This window comes from Bradyrhizobium sp. SZCCHNR1002 (assembly GCF_032381435.1).
In the GTDB taxonomy this organism is placed as follows: Bacteria; Pseudomonadota; Alphaproteobacteria; order Rhizobiales; family Xanthobacteraceae; genus Bradyrhizobium; species Bradyrhizobium aeschynomenes.
The window spans coordinates 95,456-122,271 of sequence record NZ_JAUHIS010000003.1 but is presented as its reverse complement, the minus strand read 5'-3'; the positions used below and the strand labels follow the sequence as shown (position 1 = coordinate 122,271).

18 protein-coding genes are annotated in these 26,816 nt (G+C 66.8%); 13 read left to right on the top strand and 5 right to left on the bottom strand.

Annotation, left to right across the window (positions count from 1 at the left end):
• Positions 1 to 255: 255 nt before the first annotated feature.
• On the top strand, positions 256 to 1,119 hold the full coding sequence (locus QX108_RS16835; RefSeq protein ID WP_172110449.1) for a caspase domain-containing protein: 864 nt from the start codon (positions 256 to 258) through the stop codon (positions 1,117 to 1,119).
• Between the two features lie 251 nt (positions 1,120 to 1,370).
• On the opposite strand, the gene QX108_RS16830 is transcribed toward QX108_RS16835, so the two are convergent.
• Positions 1,371 to 2,225, bottom strand: coding sequence for an efflux RND transporter periplasmic adaptor subunit (locus QX108_RS16830; RefSeq protein WP_315781353.1), 855 nt, complete (start codon positions 2,223 to 2,225; stop codon positions 1,371 to 1,373).
• 235 nt (positions 2,226 to 2,460) lie between these two features.
• On the opposite strand from QX108_RS16830, the gene QX108_RS16825 reads away from it, so the two are divergent.
• On the top strand, positions 2,461 to 3,474 hold the full coding sequence (locus tag QX108_RS16825) for a L,D-transpeptidase (RefSeq protein ID WP_315780730.1): 1,014 nt from the start codon (positions 2,461 to 2,463) through the stop codon (positions 3,472 to 3,474).
• A 1,245-nt stretch (positions 3,475 to 4,719) separates the two neighbouring features.
• On the opposite strand, the gene QX108_RS16820 is transcribed toward QX108_RS16825, so the two are convergent.
• The gene (locus QX108_RS16820; RefSeq protein ID WP_315722830.1) at positions 4,720 to 5,526 is read right to left on the bottom strand and encodes an N-acyl homoserine lactonase family protein; all 807 of its coding nucleotides are present in this window, start codon (positions 5,524 to 5,526) and stop codon (positions 4,720 to 4,722) included.
• A gap of 351 nt (positions 5,527 to 5,877) precedes the next feature.
• Between QX108_RS16820 and QX108_RS16815 the strand changes: the two genes are divergently transcribed.
• The 4 genes from QX108_RS16815 (at position 5,878) to QX108_RS16800 (ending at position 12,480) form a co-directional block, all read left to right on the top strand.
• Positions 5,878 to 7,422 carry a caspase family protein gene (locus QX108_RS16815; RefSeq protein WP_315780727.1) on the top strand — a complete coding sequence of 515 codons (1,545 nt, stop codon included), beginning with the start codon at positions 5,878 to 5,880 and terminating at the stop codon, positions 7,420 to 7,422.
• Between the two features lie 144 nt (positions 7,423 to 7,566).
• Positions 7,567 to 8,241 (top strand): OmpA family protein, encoded by a 675-nt coding sequence (locus QX108_RS16810; RefSeq protein ID WP_315722828.1) that lies wholly within the window; start codon positions 7,567 to 7,569, stop codon positions 8,239 to 8,241.
• A 169-nt stretch (positions 8,242 to 8,410) separates the two neighbouring features.
• Positions 8,411 to 9,337, top strand: coding sequence for an efflux RND transporter periplasmic adaptor subunit (locus QX108_RS16805; RefSeq protein ID WP_315780725.1), 927 nt, complete (start codon positions 8,411 to 8,413; stop codon positions 9,335 to 9,337).
• A complete protein-coding gene (locus QX108_RS16800) occupies positions 9,337 to 12,480 on the top strand; it encodes an efflux RND transporter permease subunit (protein WP_315780723.1) in 3,144 nt (1,047 codons plus the stop codon). The genes QX108_RS16805 and QX108_RS16800 overlap by 1 nt, the downstream gene beginning before the upstream one ends.
• 16 nt (positions 12,481 to 12,496) lie before the next feature.
• On the opposite strand, the gene QX108_RS16795 is transcribed toward QX108_RS16800, so the two are convergent.
• A complete protein-coding gene (locus QX108_RS16795) occupies positions 12,497 to 14,128 on the bottom strand; it encodes a glycosyltransferase family 39 protein (RefSeq protein WP_315780721.1) in 1,632 nt (543 codons plus the stop codon).
• Positions 14,129 to 14,490: 362 nt separating this feature from the next.
• Positions 14,491 to 15,165 carry a Crp/Fnr family transcriptional regulator gene (locus QX108_RS16790; RefSeq protein ID WP_315722819.1) on the bottom strand — a complete coding sequence of 225 codons (675 nt, stop codon included), beginning with the start codon at positions 15,163 to 15,165 and terminating at the stop codon, positions 14,491 to 14,493.
• 213 nt (positions 15,166 to 15,378) lie between these two features.
• Here QX108_RS16790 and QX108_RS16785 point away from each other — a divergent pair, with 213 nt between their 5' ends.
• Positions 15,379 to 17,472 (top strand): AsmA family protein, encoded by a 2,094-nt coding sequence (locus tag QX108_RS16785; RefSeq protein ID WP_315780719.1) that lies wholly within the window; start codon positions 15,379 to 15,381, stop codon positions 17,470 to 17,472.
• Positions 17,473 to 17,718: 246 nt separating this feature from the next.
• A complete protein-coding gene (locus QX108_RS16780; RefSeq protein WP_315780717.1) occupies positions 17,719 to 20,175 on the top strand; it encodes an adenylate/guanylate cyclase domain-containing protein in 2,457 nt (818 codons plus the stop codon).
• Positions 20,176 to 20,277: 102 nt separating this feature from the next.
• Here the strand turns inward: QX108_RS16780 and QX108_RS16775 are convergent, their stop codons facing one another.
• Positions 20,278 to 20,832, bottom strand: a complete 555-nt coding sequence (locus QX108_RS16775; protein ID WP_315780716.1) for a MarR family winged helix-turn-helix transcriptional regulator — start codon at positions 20,830 to 20,832, stop codon at positions 20,278 to 20,280.
• 150 nt (positions 20,833 to 20,982) lie between these two features.
• Between QX108_RS16775 and QX108_RS16770 the strand changes: the two genes are divergently transcribed.
• From QX108_RS16770 to fahA, 5 genes are all read left to right on the top strand, one after another.
• A complete protein-coding gene (locus tag QX108_RS16770; RefSeq protein WP_315780714.1) occupies positions 20,983 to 22,617 on the top strand; it encodes an FAD-dependent oxidoreductase in 1,635 nt (544 codons plus the stop codon).
• Between the two features lie 10 nt (positions 22,618 to 22,627).
• A complete protein-coding gene (locus QX108_RS16765) occupies positions 22,628 to 22,855 on the top strand; it encodes a DUF2783 domain-containing protein (RefSeq protein ID WP_315780712.1) in 228 nt (75 codons plus the stop codon).
• A gap of 24 nt (positions 22,856 to 22,879) precedes the next feature.
• A complete protein-coding gene (locus tag QX108_RS16760) occupies positions 22,880 to 23,836 on the top strand; it encodes an MBL fold metallo-hydrolase (RefSeq protein ID WP_315722807.1) in 957 nt (318 codons plus the stop codon).
• Complete coding sequence (gene hmgA / locus QX108_RS16755) at positions 23,836 to 25,182, top strand: homogentisate 1,2-dioxygenase (protein WP_315780710.1); 1,347 nt, start codon at positions 23,836 to 23,838, stop codon at positions 25,180 to 25,182. Before QX108_RS16760 ends, hmgA begins: the two co-directional genes overlap by 1 nt.
• Positions 25,183 to 25,381: 199 nt before the next feature.
• A complete protein-coding gene (gene fahA, locus QX108_RS16750; RefSeq protein WP_315780708.1) occupies positions 25,382 to 26,656 on the top strand; it encodes a fumarylacetoacetase in 1,275 nt (424 codons plus the stop codon).
• Positions 26,657 to 26,816: the final 160 nt, after the last annotated feature.

The following is a 26,816-nucleotide window of genomic DNA, read 5'->3' as shown; positions in this document are numbered from 1 at the left end:
GTCCGGCCGCGGCCGTTTGGAGATCGGCGTCATGGTTAAATTCGCCTTAATTTCCAAGTGCTTGAAAAGTCAATGGTGTTCCGATGTTGCCTGATCGGCGGGTTCGGGTTAAGCCTTTCTTCGTTGCGGTGCCGCAATTTGCGCGCAAAGTGACGACACATCGTCTCGCAACCCCTCAAACCTCAGAGGCGCCAGCGCGACCAAAGGGTGCGACCCTTTGGAACGACTGGATCGGCTCGGACCAGGATTGACGTGATGACCGCAAGGCAGCCTTCTCTCTCTCGCCGGTCGGCCGTGATCGCCGCGGCGCTGCTGTGCACGGTGTCGCTCGCGCTCGGCGCGCATGCTGCCCTGAACAAGCGGTCGATCGACGGCGGCAAGGCGGACGCCGTCGAGCAGGGCGCCATGTCGGCCGGAACCGGCGCGCGCCTCGCGCTGGTCATCGGCAATGGTCACTACCCCGACGCCAACGCCCCGCTCGCCCAGCCGATCAACGACGCCCGCGCGCTCACCGGCGCGCTGCGCCGCGACGGTTTCGACGTCGACATCGTCGAGGATGCGCGCAAGGACGACATCAGCCGCGCGATCGAGCGCCTCAAGTCCAGGATCAAGCCGGATTCGGTGGTGATGCTGTTCTTCGGCGGCTTTGCCATCCAGTCGGGCCGCGAGAGCTACATGATCCCGGTCGACGCCAAGATCTGGCGGGAATCCGACGTGCGCCGCGAGGGCACCAGCGTCGAGCGCGTGCTCGATGCCGTGCGCGAGCAGGGCGCGCGCGCCAAGCTGGTCGTGATCGACGCCTCGCGCCGCAATCCCTACGAGCGCCGCTTCCGTTCCTATTCGCACGGCCTCGCGCCGATCACGGCGCCCGCCAACGCGCTGATCCTGTCGTCGGCGACGCCGGGCCAGGTGCTGGACGATCCCAAGGATCAGGCCAACAGCGTGCTGGTGTCGGAGCTGCTCAACCAGCTCGGCAAGAGCCCGAGCGCCGAGGCCGTCTTCAACAAGACCCGCAACGCCATCGCGCGCAGCTCCGACGGCGAGCAGGTGCCGTCGGTGTCGTCCTCGCTGGTCGAGGACATCCGCCTCAGCACGGACGTCGCCAACGCCGGCAGCTGAGGCCGCTCCCTCCGAGATGCTTCGCCATATCGGGTCTTCACCCTCCCCTGCAGGGGCAGGGCTATCGCATTCGAACATCGCAATGATGCGTTCGTCTCTCTCCACGTCGTCATGGCCGGGACAAGCCCGGGCATGACGGATTGACCAACTGCCGGGATTGGTCGTCGCGAGAGACCAGTGTCTCCATATGCGACTGCCCTGCCCTCCAGGGGAGGGTGAACAGCGCGTTTGCCGCGCGGCTGTTTCGTCCCTCAATTGCTCGCCATCACCGGCCGCACCGGGTCGCCTTCGCGCAGCAGGGCGCCGGCGCGGGTGACGACGATTTCGCCCTCGGCGAGGCCGTCCTTGATCTCGACCTGGCCGCCGGCCATCAGGCCGATCTCGACCCGCTTGGTCTCGATGCGCTGGGCGCGGACCACCTGCACGACGGTGCCGTCGGAATCGTAGAGGATCGCCGTCAGCGGCACCGCGACGCCGCAGCTCTGGCCGATCTTGATCACCGCGCGGCCGAACGCGTTCACCAGCAGCTTCGCATTGCCGGTGATGCCGATGAAGGCCTGGCCGAGCTGGCTGTTCGGCTCGACGGTCGGCGCGACGCGGCGGATCTTGCCGTCGACCTCGCCGGCGCCGACGATGCGGATCCTGGCCGTCTGGTTGACCGCGAGCTTGGCGAGCTGTGCCGATGGCACCAGGCCGACCAGATCATATTCGTTGCGCGCCAGGATCGAGAACAGCGCCTCGCCGCGGCCCGAGGCGAAGGCGCCGATGGTGGCGCTGGACGACAGGACGGTGCCGGCAACCGGCGCCTGGATCGTGATCGTGCCGCCCTCGGGCGGCGTCAGTCGCGCCAGGGCCTGCCCGGCGGTGACGGTGTTGCCGGCATCGACCATCACCTCGGCCACCTTCAGCCCCGGACGATCGGGTCTCACCGCGGTCTCGTCGCGGGCCAGCACCATGCCCGACACTTCGACCGTGTTGTCGAAGCAGGCCTTGGTGGCCTTGAGCACGCTGATCGCGGCGCCCTTCGGCGCGCCATCCTCGGCCGCCGCAGCCGCCTGAATCAGGGCCAGCAGGCCGAGAGCTGCGAGCAGCGGCGTCCGGCGCATCGTGGCGGCAATTGCGGCATGTCCCATGCGAAACCGATCCTCGCGAACCCACATCATCGAACGGCTGTCGCCGGGGATAGCAGACGCGCCGCCGCCGGGCCAGCCGACCCGCGTCCCCAATAGTCGCGCCAGGAGGCTGCGACGTTCAGCCGGTGCCCCGATCGCGCCGAACTTCCCGGTCATCGCCACGTTGACGCTGCCGAACGTCAGCCGTCCGTCACCTGGGATCACGATCATGCTTCGGCTCTGGATACCGCTTCTGCTCTGCGCCGCCCTCGTCACGCCCGCGATCTCCGCCGAGCTCACCGCCGACGCCGTCAACGGCGCCGAGCTGCGCAAGCGGCCGCCGGCCGAGGAGAAGATGGACCCGGTGGCGATCCGCGCCCAGGTGCTGCTCGACCGTGCCCATGTGTCGCCGGGCGAGATCGACGGCCGGTTCGGCGACAATGCGCGCAAGGCGCTGGCGGCGTTCGCCAAGGCCAAGGGGCTCGCCGGCGATAAGGGTGTTGCGGGCGACAAGGGCCGCGCCGGCGATGCGAAGCTGACGCCCGAGCTGTGGGATGCGCTGCTGCGCAGCGACCCGGCGCCCGCCATCGTCAGCTACACCATCACCCGCGACGATGTGAAAGGGCCGTTCCTGAAAAAGCTGCCGCAGAAGATGGAGGACATGAAGGATCTGCCGGCGATCGGCTACACCTCGCCGCGCGAGGCCCTGGCCGAGAAGTTTCACATGAGCGAGACGCTGCTCGCGGCGTTGAATCCAAAGGGCACCTTCGACAAGGAAGGCAGCGAGATCGCCGTCGCCAACGTGATCAGGCCGGACGAGAAGCTGCCGGAGATCACCAGGCTCGACATCGACAAGGATGCCGGTCACGTGCAGGCCTTCGCCAAGGACGGCAAGCTGGTCGCAGTGTTTCCCGCCACCGTCGGCAGCGAGGAGAAGCCGACGCCGGAGGGCACCTTCAAGGTCACCTCGCGCGATGCCGATCCCAACTACCGCTACAATCCCGACTACGCGTTCGAGGGCGTCAAGGCGCGCAAGCCGTTCACCATCAAGCCCGGCCCGAACAGTCCGGTCGGCGCCTATTGGATCGGCCTCTCGGTCGGCAACGGCTACGGCATCCATGGCACCGCCGAGCCCTCCAAGGTCGGCAAGTCGGAATCCCACGGCTGCGTCCGCCTGACCAACTGGGACGTACGCTTCCTCGGTGAGCACCTCGCGAAGAAGGTGTCGGTGGAGCTGCGGTGAGCGCAGCGAATGTTGCTGCGATGTCCACCGGTCTTCAATGAAGCCGAACCGCTTCAATGGAGCCAAGCCGCTTCGCCAACCTCCGCCGTCGTCCCGGCCTCGAGCCGGGACCCATAACCCCAGGGAGGAGTTTGAGGCAGGTACGTCGTTAGAGCCCGCTCACCACACCCGCCGCGGAGTATGGCCCCGGTCGGCGCCACGCCGCGCTGTCGCACATCGTGGCCTGTCCGGGACGCCGGCGGTGGGTGAACTACTAACAGTGCCGCATACAGCGCAGTGCTCGTGACTGTGCCCTCGCCCCTTGCGGGAGAGGGCATGCACGTAGGACCGACAAACTCGCTTGGGTGAGGGGGGTCTCTCCACAAGTGTCGTTCGCGGAGAGATACCCCTCACCCAACCGCGTGCGCGGACCGGCCGGAGATGCCTTCCCCCGCAAGGGGCGAGGGCGCTGCATTTGGCGGCCCGCTTGCTGCGCATTCGGTTTGTAGGGTGGGCAAAGGCGCACCGGCCCGCCCTTGAACTTGGTCAGGATCGCCGCTTCCAGCCGCTCGGCGAGCGGGCCCAGCCGCGCCGGGCGCTCGTCCTGGCCGGCGAGAACGTCGAAATTGCTGGACGCCCCCATCGCGGCTCAATGAACTCGTCAGAAAAGCATCCGCAATCCTTGGTCGCGTCCGGCGAATTTGTCTAGTGAATTCAAGCTGATTTGGCTTGTCCAGATCTTCGGCAAAAAAGAAATCTCTTGTGTCGTCGGGCAAATCAGGCAGAGATTTCCGCCCGTCCCGCCTCATTGAAGAGGGGCGCCTCGCGAACGTCACGACGCGTTGGGGTGGGATGCGATGGCCACGGCGTGGCGCAGCGTGCTCAGAGCATGCCGACGTACGCCATGCCGTGGACGGTGAAGTCGCAGGGTCCTGGCCTCCCGACGCTGAGGTCCGCGCAATGCGCGTGATGCGCGCGTTGTCGCTACGGTGGCAAACCAGCCGGTCACCGGGGAGACTGCGTATAAATCGTAAAGCCGTCGTGCAGGGAGGGCCGGGTCATCCGGCTGACCTGTGGTTCTGCCGCGTGCTTGTTTGCTGCACGCGGACCGCAGGCCTCAGCCGAGGCCTGGCCTTCCCTGCGCCCTCTGCCTTGAAGAGGGTCTCACGACGATCACAGCTCGGACGCGAAACGCGCCGCGAGAGCGCGGACCTGCAGCCGCGTGGGCTGTTTGACAATCACATCAGACGAACAGGTTCTTCGCCCCTATGTCGCGAACGACCGCGACGGCGCCACGTGCAGCGCATAGGCGTCGGCCGCTTCGTTGACACGCGGATACAGCTCGGTCACCAGCGGGTCATGCCCGGGGATGAAGCGATCCGGATGGCCGGCGAGCCGCTCGACGGTCTCCCAGCCCTGCGCCATGTCGCCGACATTGTAGACGATCGGAAACGGGCTGCGGCGCTGCAGATTGGCGTAGTAATGCGCGGCGTCGGAGGCGAGCACGACGGGGCCGCGCGCGGTGTCGACGCGCACCACCTGCAGCCCGTCGGAATGGCCGCCGACGCGGTGCACGGTCACGCCGGGCGCGACCTCGCCGTCGCCATTGTGGAAGGTGACGCGCTCGCCATAGACGTGCCGCACCATGGTGGTGACGTGCTCGACCGTGAACGGGTAGCGCAGCATGCCCAGGCACATGCAGCGGCCCGTGGCATAGGCCATCTCGCGCTCCTGCAGATGGAAGCGCGCATTGGGAAAGCGGTCGAGATTGCCGGCGTGGTCGTAATGCAGATGCGTGACGATGATGTCGCGGATGCCGGCGGCATCGACGCCGAAGGAAGCGAGCGCATCGACCGGGTCGCGGGTCAGGGTGCGGTGGCGGACCTCGGCCTCCGCGGCGTTGAAGCCGGTGTCGACCAGGATGTCGCGGCCGCCGGTGCGAATCAGCCAGACGAAATAGTCGAGGTCCTGCGCCGTGGTGTCGTGCGGATCGGGCTGCAGGAAGTTCATGTGCAAGGTGCGCGGCGACATCGTCGCATAGCGCAGCGCGTAGATCTCGGTGGCGTTCCCCATCGGGCCTTCTCGTTCTCGTTGTTGGGCGCGTCGGTGATCGCGCCTGCCGGCATCGAGCCACCGCCGGCGCTGAAGGTCAATTGCCGTGGACGTCGAACCGGACCGCGGTCGGCCGAGACAAAGCGTGAGGCATCTCACATTGCATGACGCCGGTATCGCGGCATGGTCGGGCGGTGTCGTGGAAGCGCAGGCTCGCAAGAGCCCTTGCATCGGCGGCTGTCGCACTCGACGATTCCTCAATCGCTGCAAGCGGTTGACGTGTCGTCACGGCGATTTGATAATGCCTGACGCGTGGGATAAGGTCGCCGCGGCGCAAGCTGGACGGCGCCTGTTTGCTGGACCGCCATCGTGATGACGCTTCGCCTGCTGTTGCTGCTCGGTTTGATGTTCTCGATCATGTGGTCCGGCCCCGCTGATGCGGCCGGCGACCGCTTCGCTCTCGTGATCGGCAACGCGAAATATCCGGATGCCGAAGCGCCGTTGAAGGAACCGCTCAACGATGCGCGCGATCTCACCGACGAGCTGAAGCGCGACGGCTTCGCCGTCGAGACGCTCGAGAACGCCACGGGCGATGCGATGCGCCGCGGGCTCGAGCGGCTCTATGGCAAGATCAAGCCGGGCTCGGTGGCGCTGGTGTTCTTCTCCGGCTTCGGCATCCAGTCGAGCCGCACCAGCTACATGATCCCGATCGACGCGCAGATCTGGCAGGAGGCCGATGTGCGGCGCGACGGCATCAGCCTCGAGCAGGTGCTGCAGGAGATCAACAGCCGCGGCGCCGGCGTGAAGATCGCGCTGCTCGACGCCTCCCGGCGCAATCCCTATGAGCGCCGGTTCCGCACGGCGTCGGCCGGCCTCGCGCCGGTGATCGCGCCGAGCGGTACCTTGGTGATGTACTCGGCCGCGCTGTCGTCCGTGGTGTCGGATACCGGCCGCGACCGCAGCCTGTTCGTGCAGGAGCTGCTGAAGGAGATCCGCGTTCCCGACCTCACCGCCGAGGAGACGCTGAACCGGACCCGCGTCGGCGTGACGCGGGCCTCGCGCAGCGAGCAGGTGCCGTGGATCTCGTCGTCGCTGGCGGAGGACTTCTCGTTCGTGCCGGGCGCGGGCGGCGCCCGCCCGGCCCCGCCGGTCGAGAGCACCGCGGCGCCCGCGCCGGTTCCGACGCCCGCGCCGACGCCGACGCAGGTGGTCGTGGCGCCGCCGGTGCCGGCCCCGCTGCCGCCGGCTCCGCCTGCGCCGCAGCCTGCACCGGTTCAGAAGGTGGATACGCCGCCGCCGGCCCCGGTCGCGCCGGTTCCGCCCGCGCCGACGCCGGCGCCCCTGCCGCCGGTCGCGAACGTCGCACCCGCAGCTCCGGTCGCACCCGCAGCCCCGGCTGCTCCGGCGCAAGATCCGTTCGCCGAGGACCCGACCATCAAGAGCCTGACCGCCAAGATCGCCGCCAATCCCGAGGACGCCAGCGCGCTGTACCGTCGCGGTCAGGTCTATGCCAGCAAGGGCGCCTATGCGCAGGCGATCCGCGATTTCGACGATACGATCCGGATCAATCCGAAGGACGTCGAGGCGCTCAACAACCGCTGCTGGGCCCGCACCGTCGTCGGCGAGCTGCAGGCCGCGCTGCGCGACTGCAACGAGGCGCTGCGGCTGCGGCCGAATTTTGTCGACGCGCTCGACAGCCGCGGCCTCGTCAATCTCAAGAGCGGCGCGGCCAAGAACGCGATCGCCGATTTCGATGCGGCGCTGAAGATCAATCCGCGGCTGACCTCGTCCTTGTACGGACGGGGTCTGGCCAAGCAGCGCAACGGCGCCGCGCAGGAGGGCGCGCTCGACATCGCCAACGCCAAGGCGATGGACCCCAACATCGCCCGCGAGTTCGAAGGCTACGGCGTGCGCTGATTTTTTGCGCGCGCCGTCCGGCCGTCTCGAACCATGCGGCGCGCCGGACCGACATATCGAGCGAACAGCCGACATCGTGAGCGGGGCGTTCGCGATGAGGTGGGACATGAGTTCGCGTGAGTCGCGCGCGAGGAGGGATTGGCAATGACCGCACCGAAAACGAACCTGAGCAAAGCCGCCAGCCTGGCCGGTCTTCTGGTCGCCACGATGGTGAGCGCGGCTGCCGCGTTGAGCGTCACGCCGGCCTTCGCCGCCGAGGACGTGACGGAAGATCAGATCGTCCGCGCGCTGGCCGGACCGAAGAAGCCGTTGACCCGCGGGCTGTCGATGTCGCCGCCGTCGGAGGCCGCGCCGGCCGTCGCGCCGGAGCAGGACAAGTTCCTGCAGAGCATCCGCGGCCGCTCGACCCGCTCGCTGTCGATCGCCGAGCGCGAGGAGATCGCGGCCGTCGCCAAGACCAAGCCGAACATCGATCTCGAGATCACCTTCGACTACAATTCCGCCAACATCAGCCAGAAGTCGATGCCCTCGGTGCAGGCGCTCGGCCGGGCGCTGACCAGCCCCGACCTGAAGGGATCGACTTTCGTGGTCGCCGGTCACACCGACGCCGCCGGCGCCGACGGCTACAATCAGGATCTGTCGGAGCGTCGCGCCGATGCGATCAAGCGCTATCTGGTCGAGAAGTTCGGCATCGCCGGCGCCGACCTCGTCACCGTCGGCTACGGCAAGAGCAAGCTGAAGGATCCGAGCCGGCCGCTGGCCGAAGTGAACCGCCGCGTCCAGGTCGTCAACATGCAGAGCAAGACGGCGGCCAAGTAGCGCGTCTGCATAACGCCGTCGGGGGCCGCGTGGCAGCACATCGAGGTGACCGGATGCGTCTCGCAGCGTTGCGGGGCGCATCGTCTCGTCGGGCCGGCCTGCTCCAACCCAGCCGGAACAGCCGCCCCACCGTGAAACCGCATCTCGTGCCGACCGGATCTGCTCTGCGATGAAGCTGCCCAAATCCCTCAAGACCGCGGCCAGCGTGGTCGTCTTCGTGGCCCTGGTCGCGGGCTATTATTGGTACGAGCATCGTCCGCATCCCGCCGCCGAGGAGCCGCGGATGCAGGCCCAGGTGCTCGTCACCAAGGCCGGCAAGGCCTGCTTCTCCGATCTCGTGCGCGTCACCGGCTTCGTCGTGCCACGCCGCGAGGCGGTGGTCGGCGCCGACCAGGAGGGATCGCGTGTCACGGACGTTCTGGTGAAGGAAGGCGACACGGTTACTGAGAACCAGGAGCTCGCGCGCCTCACGCCGCCTCCGCCGCAACCGGGGGCGCCGGCCGCTGCGGCCGGCCGGCCCGTGTCGCTGCGCGCGCCGGCCGCGGGGCTCGTCACCGAGGTGCGCACGATTGCCGGGGCGCCGGCTTCGCCCCAGGCCGGCCCGATGTTCCGCATCGCCGTTAACAACGAGCTGGAGCTCGACGCGGAAGTGCCGAGCATTCATCTCCTGAAGCTCAGCGCCGGCGCGCCGGTGCGCATCACCCGCGACAATCTTCCTGACATCATCGGTCGCCTGCGCGTGGTGGCGCCGCAGGTCGACCGGACCACCCAGCTCGGCCATGTCCGCATTGCGCTGACCAGCAATCCCTCGCTCAAGCCCGGCATGTTCGCGCGCGCCAACATCGACGCGCGGCGGAGCTGCGGTGTCGCCGTTCCCAATACGGCGATCGATCATCTCACCATCCAGGTCGTGAAGGGCGATACGATCGAGACCCGGAGGGTCCGGGTCGGCCTCGTATCCGACACCTCGACCGAAATTCTCGAAGGTCTGGCCGAGGGAGAGATCGTGGTGGCCGATGCCGGCAGCTCGCTGCATGACGGCGACCAGATCAAGACCATGTTCGCCGAAGACATCGATCGCACGCGGGTACGCTGATGGCACTGAATATCTCGGCATGGTCGATCCGGAACCCGCTGCCCTCGATCCTCTTCTCCATCATCCTGCTGGTGCTCGGATGGATGAGCTTCACCAAGCTCGCGGTCACCCGGCTGCCGAACGCCGACATCCCGGTGATCTCGGTGGCGGTGGCGCAGTTCGGCGCGGCGCCGTCGGAGCTCGAATCCCAGGTCACCAAGATCATCGAGGACGGTGTTTCCGGCGTCGAGGGTGCCCGCCACATCCAGTCGCTGATCACCGACGGCCTGTCGGTGACGACGATTACGTTCGCGCTCGAGACCAACACCGACCGCGCCATCAACGATGTCAAGGACGCCGTGACGCGGGTGCGGTCGGATCTCCCGCAGAACGTCACCGAGCCGCTGATCTCGCGCGTAGACAAGATCGGCCTGCCGATCGTCACCTACGCCGCGATCTCGCCGGGCAAGACGCCGGAGCAGCTGTCCTTCTTCGTCGACGACGTCGTCAAGCGCGAGCTGCAGGGCGTCCGCGGCGTCAGCCAGGTCGAGCGCATCGGCGGTGTCGAGCGCGAGATCCTGGTGTCGCTTGATCCCGATCGGCTGCAGGCCATGGGCCTGACGGCCGTCAATGTCAGCCAGAGCCTGCGCGGCACCAATGTCGACGTCGCCGGCGGCCGCGCCGAGATCGGCAAGAACGACCAGGCGATCCGCACGCTCGCCGGCGCCAAGACGCTGAACGAGCTGTCCAACACCATGATCCCGCTGTTCGGCGGCGGCGAGGTCCGGCTTGCCGATCTCGGCACGGTCACCGACACCATCGCCGACCGCCGCACTTTCGCGCGCTTCAACGGCGAGCCGGTGGTGGCGCTCGGCATCAAGCGCGCCAAGGGCGCCAGCGACGTCGTCGTCGCCGAGGCCGTGCAGAAGCGCATCGACCAGGTCAGGGCCGCGCATCCCGATGTCGAGCTGAAGCTGATCGACACGTCGGTCGAGTTCACCAAGGGCAACTACGAGGCCGCGATCTCGACCCTGTTCGAGGGCGCGATCCTCGCGGTCATCATCGTGCTGCTGTTCCTGCGCGATCTCAGGGCCACGATCATTGCCGCGATCTCGCTGCCGCTGTCGATCTTCCCGGCGTTCTGGGCGATGGACATCCTCGGCTTCTCGCTGAACATGGTCTCGTTCCTGGCGATCACGCTGTCGACCGGCATCCTCGTCGACGACGCCATCGTCGAGATCGAGAACATCGTGCGCCACATGCGGATGGGCAAGTCGCCCTATCGCGCGGCGCTCGACGCCGCCGACGAGATCGGGCTCGCGGTGATCGCGATCAGCCTCACCATCATCGCGATCTTCGCGCCCGCCAGCTTCATGTCCGGCATCGCCGGCCAGTTCTTCAAGCAGTTCGGCATCACCGTCTCGGTGCAGGTGTTCTTCTCGCTGCTGGCCGCGCGCTTCGTGACGCCGATGCTGGCGGCTTATTTCCTCAAGCACCACGACCATGACGATCCGCCGCCAGGCTTCATCCTGCGCGCCTATCAGCGCATCGTGACCTGGTCGGTGAAGCACTACTACGTCACGATCCTGCTCGGCGTCGGGATCTTCGCGGCCTCGATCTGGAGCACCACCCTGCTGTCGAAGGGCTTCCTGCCGGCGCAGGACGCGGCGCGATCGCTGCTCGCCATCGAGCTGCCGCCCGGCGCGCAGCTCGCCTACACCGAGAAGGTCACCGAGGAGATCGTGGCGCGGCTGCGCAAGCGGCCGGAGGTGCGCAGCGTGTTCGTCGACGGCGGCCGGCTGCAGGGTGCGATGGAGGTGCGACGCGCCGGCATGATCGTCAACTATACGCCGAAGACCGAGCGCAAGATCACCCAGAAGGAGCTCGAGCTCGAGATCACCAAGGATCTCGAGACCATCCCCGACATTCGCTTCTGGTTCACCGACGAGAACGGCCTGCGCCCGATCAAGCTGGTGCTGACCGGCTCCGATCCCAAGCTGGTCGACAATGTCGCGAGCGAGCTCGCCTCGCAGATGAAGCGGATCTCGATCATTTCGAACGTGGTGTCCGACACCTCGCTCGACCGACCGGAATTGCGCGTGCAGCCGCGCGCCGATCTCGCCGCGCGCCTCGGCGTGTCGACCGAAAGCCTGTCGCAGACGATCCGCGTCGCCACCATCGGCGACGTCGGGCCCGCGCTGGCGAAATATGACGTGGGCGGCCGCCTCGTTCCGATCCGGGTGCAGCTGGAGGATGCGGCGCGCAGCGACGTGAAGATCCTCGAGCAGCTCCGCGTGCCGCTCGGCCAATATGGCGAGAAGGGCGGCGTGCCGCTGGCGGTCGTCGCCGACATCAAGCTCGACCAGGGCCCGACCAGCATCAGCCGCTACGACCGCGGCCGGCAGGCGACGGTCTCGGCCGATCTCGTCGGACTGGCGGCGCTCGGCGATGCGACCAAGCTGATCGACGAGCTGCCGGTCAGAAAGACGATGCCGGCGAGCGTTAAGCTGATTCCGTCTGACGATGCCGAGAGCCTGAACGAGCTTGCCTCCGGTTTCATCACGGCGATCACGGCGGGCCTGATGATCGTCTATGCGGTGCTGGTGCTCTTGTTCGGCACCTTCCTGCAGCCGATCACCATCCTGTTCTCGCTGCCGCTGTCGATCGGCGGCGCCATCGGCGCGCTGATGCTGACCGGCAAGCAGCTCACGATCCCCGTCTATATCGGCATGATGATGCTGATGGGCATCGTCACCAAGAACGCGATCATGCTGGTCGAGTTCGCCGTCGAGGCGATCCATGCCGGCACCAGGCGTGACGAAGCGATCATCGATGCCGGCATGAAGCGGGCGCGCCCGATTGTGATGACCACGATCGCGATGGTCGCCGGCATGATGCCGAGCGCGCTCGCGGTCGGCGCGGGCGGCGAATTCCGCTCGCCGATGGCGCTCGCGGTGATCGGCGGTCTGGTGTTCTCGACCGTGCTATCGCTGCTGTTCGTGCCGGCGATGTTCCTGGTGATGGACGACGTCGGCGCATTGTTCGCGCGTCTCGGCCGCAAGCTCATCGTGTCGGACGGCACTGAGGAGGCGCCGTCCGAACACGCGCCGAACGTCGGGCATCAGCACAAGCCGCCGCCGGCGGTTACTCCGGCGGCGGAATGAGTTAAGGGAGCCGGCGTCAGTTCGTCGTCCTCGGCAGACGCCGGCGTGCGCTGAGATCGTAGGGACCTTGCGAAGGCGCCGACGACGGCGGCGTCTCCGGCGGTACGACCAGTGCGACGAAGCCCTGGCTGGCGCCCTGCCAGCCGAACAGGTTGGTGCGGAGCGTGAAGCCCGCCTGCACCGAATGCTTGGCTCGCGCCGCCACGGCGCTCATTCCGGAGATGCAGGAGATGTCGGTGTCGTAGCACAGCGCGGCCCAGCCCTGTGCGGTCAGCGCTTCGCTCGGGAGCTGCAGCTCACGCGGATGCACGAGGCTCAACTCGTAGCGTGGATGATCGGTGCCGTAGAAGGCCGCGGCGAAGGCCAGCCCGTCATCGCCACCCACCGCGGGCAGCCCGGTGCTCGCCGCGGTCCGCCAGAGGCGATCGAGCTCGGCGACCGCGGGCACATAGAAATTGCGGCCCTCGCTCAGCGGAGCGTAGTTCCGATACAGCGCGTGCAGCGGCGCAACGACGGTGGCGGCGATGGCGGTGATGCCGATGGCGATTGCGGCGAGGTTGGCCGTCAGATCGCGGGGAGCCTGATAGCTGGCGCCGCAGACGATGACGATCACGAGCAGGAAGACGCCTTGCAAGCCCCACAGCGGCGGCATGTCGGTGCGGAAGATCACCGAGATCAGGGCAGGGAAGGCCACGCTGCCGAGACCGATCATCGCCAGCAGCCGGAGCCCGGTGCCGAGGCTGAGCGCATCGTTCAGCACCCGGCCCAAGCGCGGCCGTGTCATCGCGAGCCAGATCAGTCCGGGGATGCCGGCGATGCCGGCCATGGCCAGCAGGAAGCCGCTGCCCTCGAGCAGCGCGGCGGCGCCGGTCTTGCCGACGTGATGCGCGATCGCATGCGAGAACGGCTGCGCACCGGTGGCGGCAAGCCAGACCAGATGCGGCGCCAGCGCGGCGAGGCCGGAGAGCGCGGCGATCCAGGGTGCCGCCGAGGTGAAATAGGCGCGCCGGTCGTGGTGGCACAGCGCGGCCACGGCAAAGCCGGCGATCAGGAAGATCGAGTAGTATTTGCCGAGCATGGCGAGCGCGGCGGCCAGCCCGGCCGCGATGGCCCAGCCTGCCTTGCGCGTCTCGAACGAGCGCAGGAAGCACCAGGTCGCCAGCGGCCAGCTCGACAGCAGCACGGCATTGGCGTTGAAGCGCTGCGCATGGAATTGATAGATCGGCAGCAGCATCAGCAGCAGCAGCACGACGAGGCGCTTGTCGCCACGCGCGAAGCGCCGGGTAATCAGATCGACGGCCCACAATCCGACCGCCGCGTTCGTCAGCGCCAGCAGGTTGAAGGACCAGTTCGTCAGCGGAAACACAAGCGTCCAGGCCCGCGCGGCCCAGCCCATCAGCGGCGGATGCTTGGTCGAGCCCCACGCGAAGCTGCGCCCGAGCGACCAGGTCTCGATCACGTCCTGGTGGAGATCGCCGCCGACATAGGCGATCGAGAAATAGACCATCCAGGCCGCGACGAACCCCACGATCAGCGCGGGCACCGCCCAGCCGTCCTCGACGGCGTCGATCCAGACATTGAGCGCTCTGCGCCAGCGGGCAACCGAACCGTTCGCCTCGACCGCAATCGCCGGCAACGCAAGACTCATGACCGCACTTCCAACTCACCTGGTCCGACGCGACAACGCTCGCCGACACGCCGATGCGCGCAGCCCAACGGAGCTCGCCGCCGGCGGATCGACCCCTTGTTAGAATTGTTAAAAAGGGTTCATGTCGCAAATTGTGAGGTGCGATGGCCCAATTGCGATCATGTTTGGCCGGGGCCGATACGAAACGATGCACGGTGGACGGTTCCCGCCATCGCCTCGGCCTGGAACGGACAGAATTGGCGCGTGCCCCCGACGTCCGCTGCGCGTCGCGGGTGCGACGAGGATCAGCCGATCATGACCCGGCAGATCGTCACGTCGCTATCACCATCGCCCTTGTAGATGGAGCGCGATGGGCTCCATCCTCATTCGTTGCGGGCGATCGTGTTGAGCTTGGTCAGGTCGTGCAGCAGGATGCGGCCGCGTTGCAGGTCCAGGATGCTGTCCTTGCGCCAGGCCTGCAGCTGACGGTTGACGCTCTCGCGCGCCGCGCCGACAAAGACGCCGAGCTGCTCCTGGGAGATGTGCACCTCCGAACCGAAATCCTCCGCCAGGGCGCACAGCCGGCGCGCCAGCCGCACCGGCAGCGGCTGCAGGACGGACTCCTCCATGCGCTCGCTCTGCCAGCGGATGCGCTGGCACAGCAGTTGAATGATCCTGATCGCCACCTTGGGCTCGCGCTCCAGGAAGCTGAGGAAATCCTCGCGCCGGAGCACGAACAATTCGGTCGCTTCACCGGCCGTGGCGTCGGCCGTGCGCTCCTGTCCGTCGAGCACCGCGACCTCGCCGAACAGATCGCCGGCCCCCATGAAGTTGAGGGTCAGCCGGCTGCCGTCGGTGGCGCCGGTCTCGATTCGGATCTGGCCGCGCCGCACCCCGAACAGGGCATTGCCGGGATCGCCCTTCTGGAACAAGACCTCGCCGGAGGAGAGATGCTGGGTATGGCAGAGGTTCGAGATCCGCTGCAGCTCGTCGGCACCAAGGTCCGCGAACATCGGATTCATCTTGAGAATGACCGCAAATTCGGCCTGCTTGCTCATCACTATACCTTCGGCATTGGGTTTATCGCCTCAGTTACAGAATCCGCCCGGGCGGAAGTGTGTCATAAGTCACATAAGGGCGCAGGGGCTTGCGCCTAGTTTGGTCGCTCACGGGGCGGTTCTCGTTCTGAGAAAAATTCGAATTGAACCCGGTCGGCGTTGCCGCATGCTAACCGGTGGAGACCGCTCGCGCGTCGCGCTTGGGACATCGACATGAAAGCATTCAAGATCGCAGGCGGTTTGGTTGGCGTCGTCATCGTCGTGCTCGCCCTGGCGCTTGCCTTTGGACTTCCGGCGAGCTTCCTCACGGTCGCCATCCAGGACCGCGTCGAACGCGACACCGGCTACCGCTTGAGCATTGCCGGCTCCGCCCGCGTCAGCCTGTGGCCGTCGTTGCATGCCACGCTGACCGACATCACCCTGCAGGATCCGAAGGAGCGGGACGGCAACAATCGGCTGACGATCGGCAAGCTGCAGGCCGACATGGCGCTGTCGAGCCTGTGGTCCGGCCGGGCCGATATCGGCGAGGTCGTCATCGACAAACCCACGCTGTACCTGCCGTTGCTGCGCGAACGGTTGCGCGACAACGCGCCGCGGAACCGTACGGCGGCGAAGCCGGACGCCGCAGCTTCGGTCCGGGTCGAGCGCGTTACGGTCAGGGACGGTGCCGTCATCCTCTCCAACGCCCGGGATCGCGTCGAGAACCGTATCGAGGGCATTGGTGCCACCGCCTCGCTGAGCGATGACGACAAGATCAGGATTGCGGGAGCGGCGCGGGCCGGCGACCGTCCGGTGACGTTCGAGGTCACGTCGGCGGCGCCTTCCATGCCGATCGATCGGCAGACCCTGCCGGTCGACTTCAAGATCGGAATGGAGAGCGCGTTCCGCGGTGTTCTCGCCGGCCGCGCCGATGTCCGCCTGAATGGTTCATTGGTCATGATCAACGGCCTCAGCGGCGCGCTTGGCGACGGCGATTTCAACGGCTGGGCCTCGGTCGACCTCGCGAGCAAGCCGCTGGTGAAGGTCGACCTCGACGTGCGCCGTCTCGACATCGCGGGCCCGGCAGCATCTCGCGGCACGGCTGGGTGGAGCACCGCAGCGATCGACCTGCGGGGGCTGAACTACGTCGATGCCCGCGTGAAGCTGTCCGCGACGGACATCGGCATCGCCGGCGCGCGGCTCGGCCCGTTGGACGCGGAAGCGTCGCTGGCCGGCGGGGTGCTGAAGGCAACCGTCACCAATCTCGGCCTCTACACCGGCCAGACCAGCGGCGAGGTCGTGATCGACGCGTCAACGGGCAATCCGGCCTACGCGATGCATTGCGATCTCGTCGGCGTCCGGGCCCTCCCGCTGCTGCAAAACGTCGCTGATTTCGACAAGCTGGACGCGCGGATGCAGGGCAAGCTGGCGCTGCGCTCGAACGGCGCCAGCCAGCAGGCAATCATGAGCAATCTGAGCGGCTCGGCGTTCCTGCTGTTCCAGGACGGCGCGATCCGCGGCATCAACGTCGCGCAGATGATCCGCTCGCTGACGACCAATCCGCTGTCGGGCTGGCAGGATGCCAAGGAGCTCACCACCGATCTCACGCAGCTTTCGGCCTCGTTCCAGATCGAACGCGGCCAGGCGGCGACGAGCGATCTCAACCTGGTCGGACCGCTGGTGAAGGTCACCGGCGCAGGCACGATCGATCTCGGCAATCGCGCGCTGGCGATGCGCGTCGAGCCCAAGCTCGTGATGACGACGGAAGGGCAGGGCCGCGCCTCGGATCCGGTCGGCCTCGGCATTCCCGTGGTGATCGACGGCCCCTGGAGCCAGCCGCGCTTCTATCCCGACATGGCCGGCATCCTCGACAATCCCGACGCCGCCTATGCCAAGCTGAAGCAGATGGGGCAGGGGCTGTTCGGCAAGGACGGCGCCGGGCTCGACAATCTGATCAGCGGCATCGGCGGCCTGATCGGCAACTCCACGTCCGGCAGCGGCACGGTCCCCAATGCGGCGCCATCGGCCCCGAATGCGCAGGCGCCGGCAAATGGGCAGTCCGGTCTGCTCGGAGGCGAGCTCGGCGCCGCCATCGGCAATCTGATCCAGCAGGGATTGCAGCAGGGCACTCAGCCGCCCGTCAGAAGCCGCGGCCGGACGCTCAATCCGACCGAAGGCGCGGCGCCGCTGCTGCAGGCGCCAGTCAGCCCGCCGCCGACCGACTCCGGCTCGGGTGCCGCGGCTGCCGGAAGCTCGTCCGATACACCGGATGGCATGCAGGACAGCCAGCCGATGAACGACGTCTTGAAGCGCATCTTCAATAGGTAATACTGAACCGTCCCGCGACGAGCGGTCCGCTCCTCTGCATGGAGGATGCGACGGCGACGATCATCGATACCATAGGGGCTGCATCGGAAGCCGTCCTGCCTCTCATTCTGTGCTAAACGCATCCCGGTGACGGACCGGCTCGGCCCACGGGCGGTCCCGTCTGTGATGTGTCGCTGTCGCGAGGATGGCAGCGGACGCGCCGATCCGGGGTTTCAACCTCGGCCATGCCGCGCGTGAGGGGTCCGGATGAACGGGGTCGAGAACAGAGGCTGGTCGCTGCGGCAGGGCCTGTTCGCCAAATATGTCGTGTCGCTGGTCGGGCTCGTCGTGTTCGTGCTGGCGGTGAACGGCGCGACCGAAACCTGGATCAGCTATCAGTCGACCAAGGCGAGCCTGACCGCCGCGATGGCCGAGAAGGCCGATGTGAGCGCCCGGCGCATCGACCAGGCGGTTTCGGATCTGCAGCGCCAGATCAGCTGGGTGACGCGGGCGAGCGCCAATACGCTGGAGCTGCGCCGCGCCGACTACGTGCAGCTGCTGAGCCAGGCGCCGGCGGTGCGGCAGCTCTATCAGCTCGACGGCCAGGGCCGCGAGCAGCTCCGGGTCTCGCGCACCTCGATCTCGTTCTCCTCGGGCAATGATCTGTCGCGCGACCTGCGTTTCACCGACACCGTCACCCATGGCAGCCATTTCTCGGCCGTGACCTTCAAGGGCGCGCAGCCGACGATGTCGATCTCGGTCGCGCATTCCGGCTTCAATGCCGGCGTGACCGTGGCCGACATCGATCTCGACTTTCTCGACGACTTCATGACCGAGGCGCAGGTCGGCAAGGTCGGGATCGCCTATGTCGTCGACCCCAAGGGCCAGGTGCTGGCGAGCTCGGCGAAGGGACCTGCCGTCGGCCAGGACCTCGCCAAGCTGCCGCAGGTGGCGGCGATGCTCGCGCCCGACGGCCAGGCGCTGGCCGCCGGGACCGACAGCGAGGGGCATGCCGTGCTGTCGGCGGTCGCGACGCTGCCCAAGCTCGGCTGGGTCGTCTTCTTCGAGCAGTCGACCGCGCATGCGCTGGCGCCGATCCGCGATCAGCTGTTGCGCGGCGCGCTCCTGATCGCGCTCGGCCTTGCGGTTGCGATTCTCGCCGGCTCGCTGCTGGCGCGCCGCATGCTCGTTCCGATAACCGCGTTGCGCGCCGGCGCGCGCAAGCTTGGCGCCGGTGACTTCGCCCAGCGTATCGACGTCAAGACGCACGACGAGCTTGAGGAACTGGCCGATCAGTTCAACAGCATGGCCGGCCAGCTCGCGCAATCCTATGCGGTGCTCGAAGCCAAGGTCGAGGAGCGTACGCGCGATCTCGCGCAGTCGATCAACGAGCTGAAGGTGCTGGAGGAGGTTGGGCGTGCGGTCTCGTCCTCGCTCGATCTCAATGCCGTGCTGCCGACGGTGGCGGCGCGGGCGCTCGAGATCACCCATGCGGACGCTGTCCTGATCTATTCCTACGAGGCTCCGACCCGCCGCTTCAGGCTCGTCGAAGCCAAGGGTGTGGAGCGCGCGCCGGACGCCGCATACAACATGCTCGACGAGGAAACGAGCCTGCTGGCCGATTCCGTTCGCAGCGGCGAGCCGATCGCGATCGCCGAACTCGCAGCCGCGCCGGATCACCCGCTGCGCGACGTCGCCGTCGCGGCCGGCTTCCACGCCGTGCTGTTCACGCCGCTGGTCGATCAGCAGGGCGTGCTCGGCGCGCTCGTGGTGCTTCGACGCGCGGCGGGCGCGTTTCCGGCGAGCCTGATCGGTCTGATGCGCACCTTTGCCCACCAGGCGGTGCTGGCGATGCGCAATGCGCGACTGTTTACCGAGGTCGATCAGAAGGGCCGCGAGCTGGCGCTGGCGCATGACACCGTCCAGCAGCAGGCGGCCAAGCTCACCGAGCAGACCGAGCAGCTGCGCGAATGGAACAGATCGCTGGAGGATCGCGTCGAGAAGCAGCTCGGGGAGATCGAGCGCATCCGCCGGCTCGAGCGCTTCCTTGCTCCGCAAGTGGCGCAGATCATCGCGTCGTCGGACGGGCACGACGCGCTGCTGGAGAGCCACCGCCGCGAGGTCACCGTCGTGTTCTGCGATCTGCGCGGCTTCACGTCGTTCACCGAGACGACCGAGCCCGAAGAGGCGATGAACGTGCTGCGCGAATATCACGCCGCGCTGGGCAAGCTGATCTTCAAATATGAGGGCACGCTCGACCGCTACGCCGGCGACGGCGTGATGATCCTGTTCAATGCGCCGATCCCGTTCGACGATCACACCACGCGCGCGGTGAAGATGGCGCTGGAGATGCGTGACGAGATCGGCCATTTGACGGAGCGCTGGAAGAATCGCGGCCACAGCCTGGGATTCGGCGTCGGCATCGCGCTCGGCTATGCCACGCTCGGCCAGGTCGGCTTCGAGCACCGGCTGGAATACGCCGCGATCGGCAGCGTCACCAATCTCGCCTCGCGGCTGTGCGACGAGGCCAAGGCGGGGCAGGTGATCGTCTCACGCCGGGTGTATGGCGTGGTCGAGGCGTCGGTCGATGCCCGGCCGATCGACGATCTGCATCTCAAGGGCTTCAACCATCCGGTACTGGCGATGGAGATCCTGCGCTGGCGCGGCGAGGGCAGTGAAGGGCTCGACGTCCCGGAAGAGCGGCGGCGTTCGTCTGCGACCTGATCCGTAGGATAGGCAAGGGCGACTGCACTATGTCCTTTGTTGACACGACGGCGGGCACGCGCCCGCCTATGGCGGCGCTTTGCCCGCCCTGCACCTTCGCAACTAATAGGCCTGTTTGGCGTCGGCTTCCTCGCTGGTCTGGATCAGGTCGAGGCTCGCCTCGATCTTGCCGATCAGCCGGTCGAAGGTCTTGCGCTCGTCGGCGGACAAACAGGCCATGATCTCGCGCTCGCGCTGCTGCAGGCGGGGGATCAGCTCCTCGTAGAGCGTCTTGCCCTTTCGCGTGAGGCGCAGCCGGAATTCGCGGCGGTCGTCGGCGTTCTCGACCCGCTCGATCAGTCGCCGCTCCAGCAGCGACGTCACGGCGCGGCTGATCGTCGATTTGTGCGTGCGTGTGCACGCTGCGACATATTGCGCGCTGCACGCCTCGCGGCGGAAGCCCAGCGTCGCCAGCACGCGCCATTCCGGAATGTCGAGCCCGTAACGCTCGCGGTATTCGCTGGCGAGCGCCGCGCTGACCTCGGCGGCGAGGCGATTCAGCCGGAACGGCGCAAACTTGAACAGGTCGAGCCGCTCGTCGTCATGTCGCGCTGCGGCATTCCGGCCATCGACGGTCTTTGCCTGTCGCCGGGACGTCGCTGCTGATGGATCGGCCACGATCGCGCTCCGATTTTTGAGTTGACGCGGCCGAGGCCGTCAGCTTTAGAATAGTTGCAGGTGAGACTATCTGGCAAGTCGGCTGGAGGTCTGACCCGAGGAAATGTCGGTCGCTTCGACAATTCAAGAAAACCACAAGGCGAGCAAGCCATGGTGCAGGCCAATCCGGGGCAGGGCGCGAGCCAGGCGAAGGTTCAGTTCGGCTATCATCGGCACGGCGACCAGAACCAGGTCGCGCCGGCCGAGCATCCGGTCGTCGTCGTGGGCGCCGGTCCCGTGGGCCTGTCATTTGCCATCGATCTCGCGCAGCGCGGCCATGCGGTCGTGGTGCTCGATGACGCCGACCGGATCGGCGAGGGCTCGCGGGCAATCTGCTTCTCCAAGCGCTCGCTGGATTATTGGGACAGGCTCGGCGTCGGCGACCGCATGGTCGACAAGGGCGTGGTGTGGAATGTCGGCCGCATCTTTCACGGGCCTTCCGAGCTGTATCAGTTCAATCTGCTGCCCGAGCCGGGGCACAAGCGACCGGCCTTCATCAACCTGCAGCAGTTCTACGCGGAGGCCTATCTCGTCGATCGCGTCACCCAATTGCCGGACATATCGCTGCGCTGGCGCAACAAGGTGATTGCGCTTGAACAGCGCAATGACCGGGCTGTTCTGACCATTGAGACGCCTGATGGTCCCTATCTCCTGTCGGCGCAATATGTGATTGCCTGCGACGGCGCGCGCTCGTCGCTGCGGCAGATGGTCGGCGCCGGCTTTTCCGGCAAGGTGTTCGAGGATCAGTTCCTGATCGCCGACGTCAAGATGACGGCGGAGTTTCCGACCGAGCGCTGGTTCTGGTTCGATCCGCCATTCCATGCCGGACGCTCGGCGCTGCTGCATCGCCAGCCCGACGACGTCTGGCGCATCGACCTGCAGCTGACGCCGGATTGCGATCCGCAGGTCGAGAAGAAGCCGGAGAACGTGCGCCCGCGGATCGCGCGCATGCTCGGTCATGACAAGTTCGAGTTCGAATGGATCTCGTTGTACAAGTTCCAGTGCCGGCGCATGGAGCGCTTCATCCATGGCCGCGTGATCTTCGCTGGCGATTCCGCGCATCAGGTGTCGCCGTTCGGCGCGCGCGGCGCCAACTCCGGGCTCGAGGACGCGGAAAATCTGTCCTGGAAGCTTGACCGCGTGCTGCGCGGGACCTCGCCGTCCGACCTGCTCGAGACCTATCACATCGAGCGCAGCGCCGCGGCCGACGAGAACATCCGGGAGTCGACGCGCTCCACCGATTTCATGGCGCCGGTCAGCGCGCAGGAGGCGCGGCTGCGCAAGGCGGTGTTGTCGCTCGCCAAGGAGACCGAGTTCGGCAAGCGCATGGTCAATGGCGGCCGGCTGTCGGTGCCGTCCATCTATGAGACCCCACTGTCGACGGCCGATGCAGAACCCTGGTCGGCCGGGCCACGTCCGGGGACCTCGATGCTCGACGCGCCGCTTCGAGCCGCGGACGGTCGGCACCTTTATCTGACTGACGCGTTCAATGCACAGGGCCGCCGCTTCACCTTGCTGTCGTTCGCCAATGGCGAAGCAGCCGACGTCCCGGATGATCTCGGCGTCATCAGGATCGGCGATGCCGACGGGTTGGTTGATTGCGAAGGGCTTGCCGGCAAGCGCTATGGGGCGGAGCCGGGCACATCCTATCTGTTGCGTCCCGACGGTTATGTCGCGGCGCGGTTTCAGCATCCGACGCGTGCCGCGATCGAGCTCGCCGTCGCGCGTGCCTCCGGCCTGGGCTGAGGAGCTGATCATGGCACTCTCGACCGCTTCCAACTTCGTCAGGCCGGACGACGCCTTTCGCGCGGTCGTCGAGGCACATCGGGGCCTCTCGGACAAGGAGAGCGCCGATCTCGATGCTGCGCTGGTGCTGATTCTCGCCAATCATATCGGCGACATCACCGTGTTGCGCGAGGCGATCACGCTCGCCAAGCGGCGCATGATCGACACCAGCCAGCAACAGCAACAACAGCAGCAATAGCTGCCGACACGAGGGAATGAACTGATGGCGAAAGGTTTCGCATCCACCACCGATATGGCCGAGAAGAAGGTCACCTTCTCGGAGATCGGCCCCGATCTCTATGCGTTCACGGCGGAGGGCGATCCGAACTCGGCCGTGATCGTCGGCGACGACGGCTGCATCGTGTTCGACGCGCAGGCGACGCCGGCGATGGCGGGCAAGGTGATCGAGCGCGTCAAGACGGTCACCGACAAGCCGATCAAATATGTCGTGCTGTCGCACTACCACGCCGTGCGTGTGCTCGGCGCCTCGGCCTATCACGCCCAGGGCATCGTCGCCTCCCAGGAGACGCACCGGCTGATCGTCGAGCGCGGCCAGCAGGACTGGGATTCGGAATATGGCCGCTTCCCGCGGCTGTTCCAGGACGCGCAGAGCATTCCCGGCCTGACCTGGCCGACGCTCACCTTCGAGGGCGAGATGACGATTCATCTCGGCAAGCGCGAGGTGCAGCTGATCCAGCTCGGTGCCGGCCACACCTCGGGCGACATCGTCGCCTGGGTGCCGGACGCCGAGGTGATGTTCTCCGGCGATCTCATCGAGTACCACTCCGCCTGCTATTGCGGCGACGCTTACTTGCGCGAATGGCCGTCGACGCTGAACGAGATCCGCGACTTCAATCCGAAGGCGATCGCGCCCGGCCGTGGCGACGCGCTGAAGGGCGAGGCGACCGTACGCGAGGCGATCGCGATGACCCGCGACTTCGTCAGCTCGCTGTATGGCGCCGCTGAGATGTCGGTCGCCAAGGGGCGCAGCCTCAAGGAATCGATGGCGGCAACGCGCGAGGTCATGGACCCGAAATTCTCGAGCTTCGCCATCTACGAGCACTGCCTGCCGTTCAACGTGTCGCGCGCCTATGACGAAGCCAGCGGCATCGACGATCCCGTGATCTGGACCGCCGAGCGCGACCGCGAGATGTGGGCTCGCCTGCAAGGAGAGGGATGATGAACGTCAACACATCGCCTGACCAGCTTCACCGCGCCTCGGGCCAGGTCACGCCGGGCTACATGTCCGGCTTCGGCAATTCGTTCGAGACGGAGGCGCTGCCCGGCGCGCTGCCGATCGGGCGCAACTCGCCGCAGCGCTGCGCTTACGGGCTCTACGCCGAGCAATTGTCCGGCTCGCCGTTCACCGCGCCGCGCGGCTCCAACGAGCGCTCCTGGCTGTATCGCATCCGCCCCTCGGTGAAACACTCGGGGCGTTTCGCGAAGGTCGATGCGGGGCTGTGGCGCACGGCGCCCTGCCATGAGCAGGAGATCACGGTGCAGCAACTGCGCTGGGATCCGACCCCGATGCCCTCGGGTGAGGTCACGTTCCTGCAGGGCGTGCAGACCATGACCACGGCGGGCGATGCCGCGACGCAGGCCGGCATGGCGACGCATGTCTACGTCATCACCAAGTCGATGGTCGACCAGCACTTCTACGATGCCGACGGCGAGCTGATGTTCGTGCTGCAGCAGGGTCGCCTGCTGTTCGTCACCGAGTTCGGCCGCATCGACGCCGAGCCCGGCGAGATCGTCGTGATCCCGCGCGGCGTGAAATTCCGGGTCGAGATCCCGGCGGGGCCGGCGCGCGGCTATCTCTGCGAGAATTATGGCGGCGCCTTCACCTTGCCTGAGCGCGGTCCGATCGGCGCCAATTGCCTCGCCAACGCCCGCGACTTCCTGACGCCGGTGGCGTCCTACGAGGACAAGGACACCCCGACCGAGCTCTATGTGAAGTGGGGCGGCGCGCTGTTCAAGACCGAGCTGAAGCACTCGCCGATCGATGTCGTCGCCTGGCACGGCAACTACGCGCCGTACAAATACGATTTGCGCACCTTCTCGCCGGTCGGCGCCATCGGCTTCGATCATCCCGACCCGTCGATCTTCACCGTGCTGACCTCGCCGTCGGAAACCGCCGGCACCGCCAACATCGACTTCGTGATCTTCCCGGAGCGTTGGATGGTCGCCGACAACACCTTCCGCCCGCCATGGTATCACATGAACATCATGTCGGAGTTCATGGGCCTGATCTACGGCGTCTACGACGCCAAGCCGCAAGGCTTCGTGCCGGGCGGTATGTCGCTGCACAACTGCATGCTGCCGCATGGCCCGGATCGGGAAGCCTTCGACCACGCCAGCAATGGCGAATTGAAGCCGGTCAAGCTCACGGGCACGATGGCCTTCATGTTCGAGACCCGCTTCCCGCAACGGATCACGAAGCATGCCGCGGAGTCCGGGACATTGCAGCCGGACTATGCCGATTGCTGGAATGGATTGGAGAAGCGCTTCGATCCGAACCGTCCGTAGATGCAACTCTCGCCGTCATTCCGGGGCGCCGCACAGCGGCGAGCCCGGAATCCATAACCACGATCGGTCGTGTAGATGGAAAGCTGAGCCACAACCAACTCGCCTCACACATCGTCCTGTGGCTATGGATTCCGGGCTCGGCCCTGCGGGCCGCCCCGGAATGACAGCGGGAGGCGTGGCACGAATTCAGGAACACAACGTGAAACACCCCAACGACCCCTCGCTCCGCTCCTTCATCCCGGTCGATCCGTCGTCCGACTTCCCGATCCAGAACTTGCCGTACGGCGTATTCTCCGCCGCCGACTCACCGAAGCCCCGCGTCGGCGTCGCGATCGGCGAGTTCGTGCTCGACCTCGCCGTGCTCGAGGACGAAGGCCTGCTCGATCTCTCGCCGGCCTACGAGGTGTTCGCGCAGCCCTCGCTCAACGCCTTCATGGCGCTTGGCCCTGCCGTGTGGTCGAAGACCCGCGCCGCGATCAGCGCGCTGCTGCGCGATGACAATCCGCGCTTGCGCGACGACAAGCCGCTGCGCAGCCGGGCGCTGCTGCCGCGCCGGGACGTCACGCTGCACCTGCCGTTCCACGTCGCCGGCTACACCGATTTCTATTCGTCGAAGGAGCACGCGACCAATGTCGGCGTGATGTTCCGCGGGAAGGACAACGCCTTGCAGCCGAACTGGCTGCACATGCCGATCGGCTACAACGGCCGCGCCTCGACCGTGGTCGTCTCCGGCACCAGGGTGCGTCGTCCCCGTGGCCAGCTCAAGCCGCCGAGCGCCGAGGTCCCCAGCTTCGGCCCGTGCAAGCGGCTCGACTTCGAGCTCGAGATGGGCGTCGTCATCGGCCAGTCCTCGCCGCTCGGCGAGATGCTGAGCGAGGCGCAGGCGGAGGCGATGATCTTCGGCTTCGTGCTGCTCAACGATTGGAGCGCGCGCGACATCCAGCAATGGGAATACGTCCCGCTCGGCCCGTTCCAGGCCAAGGCGTTCGCGACCTCGATCAGCCCGTGGGTCGTCACGCGGGAGGCGCTGGAGCCGTTCCGCGTCGCCGGGCCGGTCCAGGATCCGACACCGCTGCCGTACCTGCAGCAGAAGGGCGCGCAGAACTACGATCTCGCGCTCGACGTCGCCTTGCGTGCGTCAGGTGGCAATGCCGCTCAAAATATCTCGCAGACCAACTTCAAATACATGTACTGGTCGAGCGTCCAGCAGCTGATGCACCACGCCTCGAGCGGCTGCGCCATGAGCGTCGGCGATCTCCTCGGCAGCGGCACCATTTCCGGCCCCGACAAGCACCAGCGCGGCAGCCTGCTCGAGATCAGCTGGAACGGCACCGAGCCGGTCGAGCTCGCCGGCGGCGTGAAGCGCACGTTTTTGGAAGACGGCGACTCGCTCATCATGCGCGGCTGGTGTCAGGGCCAGGGCTATCGTGTCGGCTTCGGCGAAGTTGAAGGCACGATTGTCGCGGCCGAATAGCCACCCCACCCACCGCCGTCATTCCGGGGCGCGCGCAGCGCGAGCCCGGAATCCATACTCACAGGCGGACCTGTCGTGCGAGCTGCTCGTGGCTATGCTTTCGATCCATACGTCGGGTCGTGATTATGGATTCCGGGCTCGGCCCTGCGGGCCGCCCCGG